Raw genomic sequence first — 13024 nt, 5'->3', positions numbered from 1 at the left:
TTAGAGGCTTTCCAATGCATTGAGCAATGTGGAAAAAGAAAAAGGGCCCCCTGTTCGGGGACCCTTGATTAAATGGCTCAGACTTATTCGACAATGGTCGAAGGCCGGATACTTTTCGTCGGTTACTGCAAAGCGGCGCGACGACGTTCGCGCAAAGATTGTGCGGTGACGCGACCATCACCGGTCGGCTGATAATAGACCGACATTTCCTTAAGTGCGGCGCGCACCTTGTTCAGGGCGACTTCGCCTTCGACCTTAAGGTCATAGGCGTCAAAACCACAGCGGTGCATGTAAAGGATCTGGTCACGCAGGACATCGCCAACCGCGCGAAGTTCGCCGGTGAAGCCCATGCGTTCACGCAACACCCGGCCATAGGAATATCCACGGCCATCGGTGTAGGCCGGGAAATTGACCGTGATGATCGACAGACGATCAAGATCATCTGCCAGATCTTCGGGCGCATCGCCCGGGTTCAACTGCACACCCAGACCGCCATTGCGGCCCAGAAGACTGTCACGTTCTTCCTTGAAACGGGCGAGCGGCACAATCAGGTTTTCATCGCTTGCCGGAAGGTCGCCTTCGGCGTCAACCGTGATCCATTCCTGTTCGATCACGCTGTCATTCTTAACGATCGCCATAAAGCACCTCCTTGAACGGATCCATGCCGACACGACGGTAGGTGTCGATGAAACGTTCGCCGCTTTCGCGGATATCAATATATTTGGTCACAAGGCTTTCGATCGCATCGACCACTTCGGCTTCGGAGAAACCGGCACCGGCGATCTTGCCGATCGAGGCATCCTGGCTGGCATCGCCACCCAGCGTGATCTGATAGAATTCCTTGCCGCGCTTATCGAGGCCAAGAATACCGATATGACCAACATGGTGATGCCCGCAGGCATTGATGCAGCCGGAAATCTTGATCTTGAGCTCGCCGATATCATGCTGACGATCCAAATCCCCAAAACGTTCGGAAATCCGCTGTGACAGCGGGATCGAACGCGCGGTTGCCAAGGCGCAATAATCAAGGCCCGGGCAAGAAATGATATCGGTGACATAGCCAAGGTTGGCGGTACCAAGGTCGGCCTTGTCCAGTTCGCTCCAAACCGCGAACAGGTCGGCCTTTTTGACATGCGGCAGAACAAGATTTTGTTCGTGGGTCACACGCACATCACCAAAGCTGTATTTTTCCGAGAGATCGGCAACCAGTTCCATCTGGGTATCGGTTGCATCGCCCGGAATGCCGCCAATCGGTTTCAGCGATACGTTGGCAATCGCATAACCCGGCTGTTTATGTTCGATGACGTTCGAACGCACCCAGTTGGCAAAACGACGGTTTTCCGACTTGTGACGTTCGAAATCGGCATCGTCGTCAGAAAGGGTTTCAAATGCCGGAGGGGCGAACTGTTCGATGTAATGAGCGATTTCCGCATCATCAACGCGCAGCGACCCGTCCTTGATCTGAGCCCATTCCTCTTCGACAAGCTCGCGGATTTTATCAATGCCTTCCTCGTGAACGAGAATCTTGATACGCGCCTTGTACTTGTTATCGCGGCGGCCAAAGCGGTTATAAACGCGCAGAATGGCCTCGAGATAGGAGAACAAGTCGTTCTTGCCGATAAACTCGCGGATGGTCTTGCCGACAAACGGCGTACGACCAAGGCCACCGCCAACCATGACTTCAAAGCCGGTTTCACCCGCATCGTTCTGATGCATGCGAAGACCGATATCATGGACCTTGACCGCGGCGCGGTCATTTGGCGATCCGGTCACGGCGATCTTGAACTTGCGCGGCAGATAAGTGAACTCCGGATGGAAGGTCGACCACTGACGGATCAGTTCGCAATAGGGGCGCGGATCTTCGATTTCATCGGCCGCGGCACCTGCATACTGGTCGGTCGTGGTGTTACGAATGCAGTTGCCTGATGTCTGGATCGCATGCATTTCGACCTTCGCAAGATCGAGCAACGCATCAGGGATCTCATCAAGTTTCGGCCAGTTATACTGGATGTTCTGGCGGGTAGTGAAATGGCCATAGCCCTTGTCATAGACCCGCGCAATCATGCCAAGCTGGCGCAGCTGATCAGCGCGCAGCGTGCCGTACGGAACGGCAACGCGCAGCATATAGGCATGCAGTTGCAGATACACACCGTTCATCAGACGCAGCGGACGGAACTGTTCCTCGGTAATATCACCGGCTAGGCGGCGTTTTACCTGTTCGCGGAACTGTTCAGTCCGTTCATGGACAAGCTGGCGGTCAAAATCGTCATAACGATACATGGGGCTCTCCTTATACCGCCTGATAGCCGAGGTCTTCGCGGACACTCGGACCTTTGGTGCGCAAAACTTCGCGGTATTTTGTCGGCACGATATCCGCGCCCTGCTGTTCGACATCAATCAGATACGGCCCGACAATCACGATATCGAGTTCGGGTGCACTGGCTTCAGCCAAAAGCGCATCTGCGGCCTCTTTGCCGTCAGCGATGCGGGCATCGTTGATGTTTTCGCTCCAGCTACCATCGCTGGTCAGGAACACCACCAACCCGTCTTCCAGACGGTTTGCCGTGACAACTTGCAGGGACATTCGGTTCTCTCAGCCTGTAAATCTCTCGGGTTTGGTCCTGTATCGGACCTTTTCTGCACCAGAATTTGGCTGATTACCCCTTATTGGTCAAGTTTTTTTGTGAAATATCATATATTACACTTATTTTTGTGTTTTAATAATCCGCTATTGACCGCTCGGCGTACGGGTTCTACCTCATCAGTCATTGAACACCACCGCACAAGAAACCCTCCTGATATGCCTTTGAACATCATCAAACTGAGTGTTGGAACAGAAAGCCCCGAAAGCCTGAAGGAATGGCAGACCTATTTTCAGGCCATGCACGGGCGTATTTTCCATACCACACGCATGACACCCAAACGCAAGGCAGAGATTCTTGATGGTGGATCGATTTACTGGGTGATCAAGGGGGCCGTGCGCTGCCGCCAGCAGGTCATTGATCTTGAAGAATACGTCAATGAAGAAGGCACGAAATATTGCCGCATCGTGCTGGACGACGAATTGATCGCCACCCGTCCCTACCCGCACCGCGCTTTTCAGGGGTGGCGCTATTTCCCCGATGATAAATGCCCGCCGGATGAAAAACAGGGCGGCGGCACTGACGCCCTGCCCGAAGATATGGCCGATGAGTTGCGTGACCTTGGGTTAATCTGAGCTCAGCCCTCCACAGGCGCGTCCGCTTCATCGGGATCAATTTCGCGCAAGGTTTCAGCCACTTCATTTTTAAGCCAGCTGACAAATGCCTTTACGCGCGGCCGTCTCAGGTGCTCTTCCGGATACACCAGATAATAGGCCCCGCTTGAGGCAACGCTTTGTGCAAACGGCCGCACCAGATTGCCCGCCGCCAGATCAAGGGCGGCCAGACTGGTGCGCGCCATGGCAATCCCCTGCCCCATCAGGGCGGCCTGAATGACCATATCACCAGAGTTAAATCGAAGACCGCGACTGACATCGACACCTTCGGCACCGACACCGTTAAGCCAGAATTCCCAATCGGCCGCATGCGGGTGATCCATAAAGGTGGTGGCATCATGAAGCAATTGGTGCCCGGCGACATCGGCCGGTTCTTTCAGTTCGGGATTGGCGGCGAGATAGGCCGGACTGCAAACCGGGAAAGACTCGTCACGCATCAGCATTTCGCACACCAGCCCTGGATAATTGCCACTGCCGAACCGAACGGCGAGATCAATGCCCTCGGTCCGTAAATTGACAAGCCGGTCATCGGCATGAATGCGCACATCAATATCAGGATACGCATCACGGAAATGCCCGAGACGCGGCACCAGCCATTTCACCGCAAAACTTTGCAACACACTGACCGTTACCACACCGGCTTCCTCAATCGTGGTCAGGCGTTCGATCTCCTCGGCAATGCATGAAAAGCCTGCTGTGGTTGCCTGGGCCAGTTGCGCGCCCTCTTCGGTCAGATGGATCTGACGCGGCAACCGATGAAACAGCTTGAAACCAAGATAATCCTCAAGCTGGCGGACCTGCTGGCTGATCGCACCCTGGGTGACAAACAACTCTTCGGCCGCCTTGGTAAAGCTCAGATGGCGGGCAGCGGCATCAAAGGCGCGCACGGACTGCAAAGGCGGAAGCCGCATGGATATCACTCCAACATCATGAATTAGAATTCCTAATCCGTTTGATCAGAAATACTCGTTTGTCGCGCTCGAAATATAGCCGCAATATGCCTTCAACAGCAAACATTGCATTAGCAATATTAACTCATGGAGAGAATGATGGCTTATTCACTTAGCCCTGCTCCGTCTGCCGTGGAGCGCCCGCCCAAAGCAAGTATCCGTACGTTCGTCACCACCCTTGTTAGCCGCCTTAATGATCTTTCAAACCGATTTGCACGGTTGCTTGCGGTTCGTGAAGAACGTCGGATGTTGCTCAGAATGTCAGATCAGCAGCTTGCGGACATCGGGATCACCCGTGCCCAGGCTGAAGAAGAATACCGGCAGTCTTTCCCGCTGCGATAACCCTGCACGGGATCTGTCCTGCATTACCCCGCCCCCCACGGAACACAGCGCAAGACAGATCCCCCCTTCGTGCCACCGCACAACCCACCCTTGGCCCGGTCAATGCCCTCACATTGACCGGGCTTTTTCGTGCGTCACATTCATACAGCGCGCAACAGGTCGTAATTTGATCCATTGCATTGCGATGAGTTCAATAATCCCGCAAAGTTATGGTTACATCTGACCACAACCGGCGGAATCGGGCGCATGACCTCGGAAAAGAAAACGTCAAAGAAAACCGTGAAAACAGCCAAGCAGGACAGCAATGATGTGCTCGGTGACGCAACCCGGCGCACGGGTAAAAGCCGATCTGCGGCCAACCGTACCGATGCGCTTTCAAAACTTGATACTGAGGCAAAGGACCACTTCTTGCTGGACTCCGAAAACCTGACCATGGACCGGATTGACGATCATCCTTCCGGCCCGAACAAAACAACCAGCCAGAACCTGCACAACATTCCGGAAAATCAGCTTCCACCCGATATCGACCTGAACCCGAAGGCACGGGCAAAAAAGATGCAGGGAAAGCAATATCTGGAACTGATTGCCCCGCTTCATATCGAGCTTTTGAAACTGCAAAACTGGATCAAGGCGGAAAACCTCAAATCGCTGATTATTTTTGAAGGGCGCGATGCCGCTGGCAAGGGCGGCACGATCAAACGTTTTACCGAACACCTTAATCCGCGTGGTGCGCGGATTGTGGCGCTTGGCAAACCCAACGACCGCGAACTGACGCAATGGTATTTCCAACGCTATATCGAACATCTGCCCAGCGGCGGCGAGATCGCCCTTTTTGACCGGTCCTGGTACAACCGTGCGATGGTCGAACGGGTGATGGGCTTTTGCAGCATGTTTGACGTCAGCGAGTTTTTGCAATCCGTCCCCGAACTTGAACGCATGTTGATCCGATCAGGCATCCACATGACCAAGTTCTATTTCTCGGTCAGCAAGAAAGAACAGGCACGGCGCTTTAAACAGCGTCAAAGCGATCCGCTCAAACAATGGAAACTCAGCCCGGTTGATCTGGCCTCCCAGAACCTTTGGGATTCCTATACCGAGGCCAAACGCGACATGTTCTTCCATACCTCCACCACCGACAGCCCGTGGGTGATCGTGAAGTCGGATGACAAGAAACGTGCGCGCATCAACGCCATCCGGTTCTATCTGTCGCAATTTGAATACCCCGGAAAACGGCCGGAAATCCTTGTATATGACCGCCGGATCATTCACAGCGTCGCCGAGGAACTTGATGAGGATTGACCAGATCGCTCAATCTCTGGTCTTCCGGATGGTGAAAACATTGTCGCGGTAACATTTGCGTTCATTGACATTGCCCGCGCTGCAACCTTTACTGGATGCATATAAACCTTCGGGAGGCAAACAATGGCAAAATGTGCATTTATCGGTCTGGGTGTCATGGGATATCCGATGGCCGGTCACCTGCAAAAGGCAGGTCACGACGTTACCGTTTACAACCGTACTTCAGCCAAAGCAGAAAAATGGGTGTCCGAGTTTGGCGGATCGTCCGCCCCTACCCCGGCCGAGGCGGCAAAGGGTGCGGAATTCGTCTTTTCCTGTGTCGGCAATGACGACGATCTGCGCAGCGTCATGCTGGGCGACGGCGGGATGTTCGCCGGTATGGACAAGGGATCTGTCCTGATCGACAACACCACCGCATCGGCCGATGTCGCCCGCGAACTTTATGCTGCGGCCAAGGATATGGGAATTTCATTTATCGATGCCCCGGTTTCCGGTGGTCAGGCTGGTGCCGAGAATGGCGTTCTGACCGTCATGTGTGGCGGCGATCAGGATGCGTTTGATCGCGCTGCCCCGGTCATTGATGCCTTTGCCAAATCGTGCAAGCTGATGGGTGAAAGTGGTTCTGGCCAGTTGACCAAAATGGTCAATCAGATTTGCATCGCCGGTCTGGTTCAGGGCCTTTCCGAAGGTGTCAATTTCGGTGTTAAGGCCGGCCTTGATATGGAAAAGGTCCTTGATGTGATTTCCAAGGGTGCGGCTGGCAGTTGGCAGATGGAAAACCGCGGCAGCACCATGGTCGAGAACAAGTTTGATTTCGGCTTTGCGGTTGACTGGATGCGCAAGGATTTGGGCATCTGTCTTGAAGAATCAAAACGCAATGGTGCCCGTTTGCCGGTCACGGCCCTGGTTGACCAGTTCTATGCCCAGGTGCAGGAACGCGGCGGCAACCGTTGGGATACCTCGAGCCTGATTGATTTGCTGGCACGCGGTTAAACTGCCGCCTGGCATCAGACCGACAAAACAAAAAGCGCGACCCGTTAAGGTCGCGCTTTTTGATACGATATCAGGCGATACCGATCAGAGACCTGCGCGCAGCAGCGGCTCCATCTGATTGCGGTAGTTTGCCAGCGGCCCTTTATCGAAATAGCCCACCGCGCATTCAAGAACGGAATCGCGAAGGGGTTTCTCACCCTCACCGTCTGCCAGATTTTCCTCTAGATTCTCGCGGCTCGATTTACCGAGGCGTTCGATCTCGATGTCCTGTTCGCAACTGGTGGCCTCAAGGGTTGCCAATGACTGACGCGGATCGCGACGGCGCGAGGGCAGTGCGTGTTCCAGATCAATCTCGCGTTCGAATTCCTCGGCATCCGCCAGCGTAATTTCGATATCCGGAATCACACCATGACCCTGCACAATATGGTTCTCAGGTGTGGTGTAGTAACCGGTGGTGATTTTAAGCCCACCACCAGACGTCAGCGGCATGATGCGCTGCATCGACCCTTTACCAAAGGACCGCTCCCCGATGATGATGCCGCGACCGTTTTCACGGAGGGCCGCTGCCATCAGCTCTGCACCGGATGCCGAACCGCGATCAAGCAGGATTGCCATTGGCACTTTCTCAAAGAAATCGGATCGGTCGGCTTCGTAGCTCCTCAGTTTGCGCTCCCCACGTCCTTCGGTGGCGACGATCAGACCTTCTGTCAGGAACTGATCGGCGATGTCTGCCGCACTATCAAGAAGCCCACCCGGATTACGGCGCAAATCGACAATAATGCCGCGCGGCGATGCAATGCGGTCTTCGAGTTCCTGCAAATATTCCTGCGTCTGGTCGAGTGTGGTCGCGTCAAACCGCGACACCCGGATATAACCGATATCCTGATCAATGATGCTTGCCGTGACCGAGGGCACCTCAATCCGGGCACGCTTCACCGTGACATCAAAACTGTCTTCGACACGCTGGATGGTCAGGGTCACCGGATCCCCGACCCGGCCACGCATCCGACGTACGGCCTCTGAAATCGGTTCGCCAACCATCTGGTAGCCATCTATGTGTGTAATTCGGTCATCCGGTCGCAAACCGGCGCGTGCCGCCGGCGTATCATCAATCGGAGAGACAATCCGGATGCGCTTTTCATCATCAAGGGCAATGACGATCCCGACACCGGCAAAGCTGCCTTCGGTACTTTCCTGCAGGCGGCGGAACATATCGTCGGTCATATACGCGCTGTGCGGATCAAGGTCATGCAAGCTATCATCAAGCACGGCACCAACCACACCGATCGGCGAAGTGTCATCGGTTTCAAGGTCGCCCAACATCGCAATGCTGTTATCAACAAACGCCACGCGATCAATTTGCTCGACATAGGTTTCCGACAGGACCTGAAGTGCTTCGACGTAAAGCTTGTCGGCATGGGCAAACTGTTCTTCGCTCGCGCCAGCGGTCACGCTGGTGCGGTAAGCGTCCAGAAATCTGCGTTCTTCATCGCTTGGCCATGCCGGTCCGGCACAGGCCACCAGTCTTGTCCCGGCGAACGAAATCACCACCGCAAACAAAATTGGCAATATTCCTTTACGCAGCAACAGCTTGCTCCTGTCCTTCGATTTTTTTGACCAAATGCATATTGAACATCAAGTGGCCTTGAACAACGACAAGTCTAGCCTGCCTCTTTTCGATTGGCGACCCCTTGGCAAATAATAGATGCCAGATCACGCAACTTTTACCTGTTTAAGGCATCGAACTAGGGTCTTTGGGACATATCGGTAGTCTTTTGTCATTTCGCCAGTGTGAAAGCCACAAAGCGTGACTTAAACCAATGTTGAATGCGTCCTGTCGCCCAACTGCACGAATCAGACTCGATCTTGCGGGATCGGGTCGTTATGCTACGAGGCAATAAAACAAGGTTGGCAAAAAGCCGACTGTTCCGAGCGGGCGGCTCACATTTCAGGGAGACGTCTTTTTTTATGAGCGACTTTACGCCCCCCATTTCAGATATCCGTTTTCTGATCCATGACGTGATTGGTCTGGATACGGTTTCCAACCTGCCGCCCTATGGTGAAACCAGTGCGGATCTGGTTGACGCAATCCTTGAAGAAGCTGGGAAATTTTCAGCCTCCGTCCTCGCCCCGCTCAATCGTGTTGGCGACAAGGAAGGCGCAAAACTTCTTGAGGACGGTACTGTTCGCACACCGACGGGCTGGAACGAGGCCTATGCGCAATTCTGTGAAGGCGGCTGGCAAGGTATATCCGCCCCGGAAAGAGAAGGCGGCATGGGCTTGCCGATCTTGCTTGGCGCGGCGGTTGCCGAAATGTGGCAGGCGGCAAACATGGCCTTTGCGCTTTGCCCGATGCTGACATCCGGTGCGATTGAGGCCCTTATTGCCCATGGATCAGAACAACAGCGTGAACTGTATCTTTCGCGCATGATATCAGGTGAATGGACCGGCACCATGAACCTGACCGAACCGCAAGCCGGATCGGACCTTTCGAAAGTACGCAGCACAGCCGTTTTGCAAGAGGATGGCAGCTACAAAATCTCCGGCCAGAAGATCTTCATTACCTATGGCGATCACGAGATGACCGAGAACATCGTGCATCTTGTTCTGGCCCGAACACCCGATGCCCCGGCCGGTATCAAAGGCATTTCACTGTTTATCGTTCCCAAATATCTGGTCTCGGACAGTGGTGAAATCGGCGCACGCAACGACGTCACCTGTGTGTCGCTTGAACACAAGCTTGGCATTCATGCCAGCCCTACGGCGGTTCTGCAGTTTGGCGACAAAGGCGGTGCGACCGGCTTTTTGGTTGGCGAAGAAGGCAAGGGATTGGCCTATATGTTCACCATGATGAACAACGCAAGGCTTGCCGTTGGCCAACAGGGTATCGCCATATCCGAACGTGCCTATCAGCAAGCCCTTGATTATGCCAACACACGCAAACAGGGACGAGATGCCAAAACCGGCGAAGAGACACCGATCGCAGTCCACGGTGATGTGCAGCGCATGTTGATGCGCATAAGGTCCTCAACCGATGCCGCACGCGCACTTTCGCTCTATGCCGCCGCCCAGCTTGATCTTGCCCACCACCTTTCTGACAAGCAGGATCGCGCGGCAGCACAGGCGCGTGCTGACCTCCTGATCCCGCTGGTCAAAGGTTGGTCGACTGATCTCGGGGTCGACAACGCATCCCTTGGCGTGCAGATCCACGGCGGCATGGGCTTTATCGAAGAAACCGGGGCAGCCCAGCACCTTCGTGACGCCCGCATTGCCCCGATCTATGAGGGAACCAATGGCATACAGGCGCTTGATTTCATTGGGCGCAAGGTGCTTGGGGATCAGGCGACCGCACTGACAGCAATGCTTGCAGATATCAAGGAAACGACCCACGGCCTGAAAGATATCGATGCAACAAGCGACCTCGCCAAGGCACGCCGTGAACTGGATCACGCCATTACCGATCTCGAAAATTCTACGGAGTCCGTGTTGGAACGCTGTGTCGCGGATGCTGATATGGCACAAGTACTTGCCTCCCCGTATTTGCGTCAGGCCGCGCTTTGCATTTCCGGATGGTTGATGCTGCGCTCGCTTGGCGCTGTGAATAACGCCGAAACGCCGGAAGACGTGCGCAAGGCTAAGACAAAAAGCTGCATGTTCTTTTTCACTCAACTCCTGCCTGAGGCCGCTTTCATGGCAACACAGATCAGGAATTGCACGGAAACGGAACTGCTTTAACTACAGTCATATTTTTGCCGCGCTTTTTGATCATGACGACGTCGCACCATCGCCGCAAAGGCAGAACGGTGGTGCGACTTTTTTAGTGCCCCTATTCAACCCATCCGATCTTAACGACACCAACCGACCAACATTCGGAAATCCCGCAAGATTTGAACGGGTTTGACGACAATTTCCTGTTTCGGTTTTTGATTGCTTGTCTATAATCCGCCCAATGAATCGCTTAACCCGATATATGCTCAAACAGCAGCTGATCATGATGGTCTTTGTCACACTGGGACTTATGTGTGTGATCTGGCTATCGCAAAGCTTGCGCTTTGTCGAAATGATTGTGAATCGGGGCTTATCGATCTCCGTCTTTTTGCAGCTGACATCCCTGCTGCTGCCCAGCTTTCTGACGATCATTATTCCGATCGCCCTGTTTTTCGTTATTGTCTTTACCTACAACAAACTGATCCAGGACCGCGAACTCATCGTCATGCGCTCGGCGGGATTGAGCCAGTGGGCACTCGCCAAGCCAGCCCTGATTGTCGCACTTCTGTCGACGGCAGTCTGTTATTTCCTGACACTGTTCTACCTTCCCTACAGCTACACGCAGTTCAAGGAACTGCAATTCTCGATCCGCAATGATTTTTCATCGGTGCTGTTGCAGGAAGGCAGCTTCACCGACATTGACGGCCTGACCATTTATGTTCGCGAAGTCGGTCGGGATAACGAATTGCTGGGAATTCTGGTGCATGACGCACGTGATCCCGATGCCCAAACGACCATGATGGCCAAACATGGCGCCTTGCTGAGGACTGACGAGGGGCCACGCATTGTTCTGCTTGATGGCAACCGCCAGGAAGTCAATGCCGACGACGGCACCATGTCGATCCTGTATTTTGATCGTTATGCGGTTGATATCGCGCAAGGCGCTGTCGACGAGGGCCTTCGCTATCAAGACGCGCGAGAACGCAGCGTTGAAAATCTCTTAACTGCCGTCCCCCCGGACATAATTGAGAGAGACCTAAATGCGTTTCGGGCAGAGGGGCATGACCGCCTGATCTCACCACTGAATGCCATCGCATTTGCCAGCATTGCACTGGCTGTGCTTGTATCAAGCAGCTTCTCCAGACGTGGTCAGACCGGCAGATTGTTGCTCGCAATTGGTGTCATGGTAGTTTTTCAGGCAGCCGGTATCGCCATGAAAAACCTTGCGGCCAAAAATCCGTCGCTCGTGCCATTGATGTATATGAATGCAATGATACCGATTGCCTTGGGGCTTTACTGGACTTTCCGTGGTCCTGTTATCAAGGCAAGGCGCGCAATAAGCCAAGAGGCGGAAGCATGAGAATTTCACCGCTTCTGACATGGTATTTTGGCAAGCATGTCCTGATTTCAATCCTGTCTATTCTTGCACTGCTGATTGGTCTGATCCTGATCGGTGACACTATCGAGCTCCTTCGTCGTGCAGGCAATAAACCGGACGCCACGGTGAGCATTGTTTTGCAAATGGCCACCAGTCGTATTCCGTTCATGACGGAGAAAGTCCTACCTTTCGCCGTCCTGTTCGGGTCGATGTTTTCATTCTGGAAACTGACCGGAAATCAGGAGCTTGTAGTGACGCGCGCGGCAGGTGTCTCTGCATGGCAGTTCATGCTACCACCTATCTTATGCGCCCTCGTTCTTGGCAGCCTTCAGGTAGGCGCACTCAATCCGTTGTCCTCAATCCTGCTTCAGAAGTACGAAACGCTTGAAGCACGCTATTTGCAGAACAATGCAAGTGTCATGAACCTGTCTTCAAGCGGCCTCTGGTTACGTCAAGGCACGCAGGATGGCCAGGCTGTTATTTTTGCGCGATCGGTCAGCAACCAGCAAGGCGACCAACTTGATCTTCGAAACGTGACAATCTTCCGTTTTGAAGATGCGGATGATTTCACGATGCGGATCGATGCCGGTCGGGCAGTTCTCGAACCGGGAACTTGGCGTTTCTATGATTCATGGACCTTCGTCCCCGGACAGGCCAGCACGTTTGCAGAAGAAATGATGCTGCCCACCAATCTGACGACGCGCAAGATACAAGACAGCTTCGCGTCACCTGAGACAATGTCATTCTGGGACCTGAAGCCGTTCATCACACTACTTGAACGTGCCGGTTTTAACGCCACCCGTCACCGCATCCATTTTCACAGCCTGTTGTCGAGACCTTTACTTCTATGTGCCATGGTTTTGATCGCGGCTGCATTTTGCCTTAAATTTTCTCGACGTCGGCGCGCATCCCTTGTTATCGGTGGGGGTGTTGCATCTGGCTTCGTTCTATATTTTTGCACAGACGTGATTTCAGCTTTGGGCGTTTCCGGCGGAATTCCACCGATTTTGTCGGCGTGGGCTCCAGCTGGAATTTCTTTGTTGCTCGGGGTTACTACATTGCTACATCTTGAGGATGGCTAGCCTATGGTCATGGCGG

General features: G+C 53.8%; 12 protein-coding genes. 7 read left to right on the top strand and 5 right to left on the bottom strand.

Annotated features, from left to right (window positions below):
* Positions 1-122 precede the first annotated feature (122 nt).
* From AC5Q5A_RS10825 to AC5Q5A_RS10815, 3 genes are read right to left on the bottom strand one after another with little or no spacing between them, the layout of a single operon-like run.
* The gene (locus AC5Q5A_RS10825) at positions 123-638 is read right to left on the bottom strand and encodes a DUF934 domain-containing protein (protein ID WP_008890568.1); all 516 of its coding nucleotides are present in this window, start codon (positions 636-638) and stop codon (positions 123-125) included.
* Positions 625-2280: a nitrite/sulfite reductase gene (locus tag AC5Q5A_RS10820; protein ID WP_064781601.1), complete on the bottom strand. Its 1656-nt coding sequence runs from the start codon at positions 2278-2280 to the stop codon at positions 625-627. Before AC5Q5A_RS10820 ends, AC5Q5A_RS10825 begins: the two co-directional genes overlap by 14 nt.
* A gap of 10 nt (positions 2281-2290) precedes the next feature.
* Positions 2291-2584: a DUF2849 domain-containing protein gene (locus AC5Q5A_RS10815; RefSeq protein ID WP_008890566.1), complete on the bottom strand. Its 294-nt coding sequence runs from the start codon at positions 2582-2584 to the stop codon at positions 2291-2293.
* A gap of 216 nt (positions 2585-2800) precedes the next feature.
* Here AC5Q5A_RS10815 and AC5Q5A_RS10810 point away from each other — a divergent pair, with 216 nt between their 5' ends.
* On the top strand, positions 2801-3217 hold the full coding sequence (locus AC5Q5A_RS10810; RefSeq protein ID WP_493895265.1) for a DUF1489 family protein: 417 nt from the start codon (positions 2801-2803) through the stop codon (positions 3215-3217).
* Between the two features lie 2 nt (positions 3218-3219).
* Here the strand turns inward: AC5Q5A_RS10810 and gcvA are convergent, their stop codons facing one another.
* Positions 3220-4167, bottom strand: a complete 948-nt coding sequence (gene gcvA, locus AC5Q5A_RS10805) for a transcriptional regulator GcvA (protein ID WP_493895264.1) — start codon at positions 4165-4167, stop codon at positions 3220-3222.
* A 138-nt stretch (positions 4168-4305) separates the two neighbouring features.
* Between gcvA and AC5Q5A_RS10800 the strand changes: the two genes are divergently transcribed.
* The 3 genes from AC5Q5A_RS10800 (at position 4306) to AC5Q5A_RS10790 (ending at position 6840) form a co-directional block, all read left to right on the top strand.
* The gene (locus tag AC5Q5A_RS10800) at positions 4306-4548 is read left to right on the top strand and encodes a DUF1127 domain-containing protein (RefSeq protein ID WP_493895263.1); all 243 of its coding nucleotides are present in this window, start codon (positions 4306-4308) and stop codon (positions 4546-4548) included.
* Positions 4549-4794: 246 nt separating this feature from the next.
* Positions 4795-5847, top strand: coding sequence for a polyphosphate kinase 2 (ppk2, locus tag AC5Q5A_RS10795; RefSeq protein ID WP_493895262.1), 1053 nt, complete (start codon positions 4795-4797; stop codon positions 5845-5847).
* A gap of 123 nt (positions 5848-5970) precedes the next feature.
* Positions 5971-6840: an NAD(P)-dependent oxidoreductase gene (locus AC5Q5A_RS10790; RefSeq protein WP_008890561.1), complete on the top strand. Its 870-nt coding sequence runs from the start codon at positions 5971-5973 to the stop codon at positions 6838-6840.
* Positions 6841-6924: 84 nt separating this feature from the next.
* Here AC5Q5A_RS10790 and AC5Q5A_RS10785 read toward each other — a convergent pair whose 3' ends face one another.
* Complete coding sequence (locus AC5Q5A_RS10785; RefSeq protein WP_232308362.1) at positions 6925-8427, bottom strand: S41 family peptidase; 1503 nt, start codon at positions 8425-8427, stop codon at positions 6925-6927.
* A 381-nt stretch (positions 8428-8808) separates the two neighbouring features.
* Between AC5Q5A_RS10785 and AC5Q5A_RS10780 the strand changes: the two genes are divergently transcribed.
* From AC5Q5A_RS10780 to lptG, 3 genes are all read left to right on the top strand, one after another.
* Entirely contained in the window at positions 8809-10575 is a 1767-nt protein-coding gene (locus AC5Q5A_RS10780) for an acyl-CoA dehydrogenase family protein (RefSeq protein WP_493895261.1), read from the top strand.
* Positions 10576-10789: 214 nt separating this feature from the next.
* Positions 10790-11908: an LPS export ABC transporter permease LptF gene (gene lptF / locus AC5Q5A_RS10775; protein WP_493895260.1), complete on the top strand. Its 1119-nt coding sequence runs from the start codon at positions 10790-10792 to the stop codon at positions 11906-11908.
* Complete coding sequence (gene lptG / locus AC5Q5A_RS10770; RefSeq protein WP_493895259.1) at positions 11905-13008, top strand: LPS export ABC transporter permease LptG; 1104 nt, start codon at positions 11905-11907, stop codon at positions 13006-13008. The genes lptF and lptG overlap by 4 nt, the downstream gene beginning before the upstream one ends.
* The last annotated feature ends 16 nt before the right edge of the window (positions 13009-13024 follow it).

It is taken from the genome of Thalassospira sp. CA1 (assembly GCF_059052855.1).
This window is presented reverse-complemented; position numbering and strand designations above follow the sequence as displayed.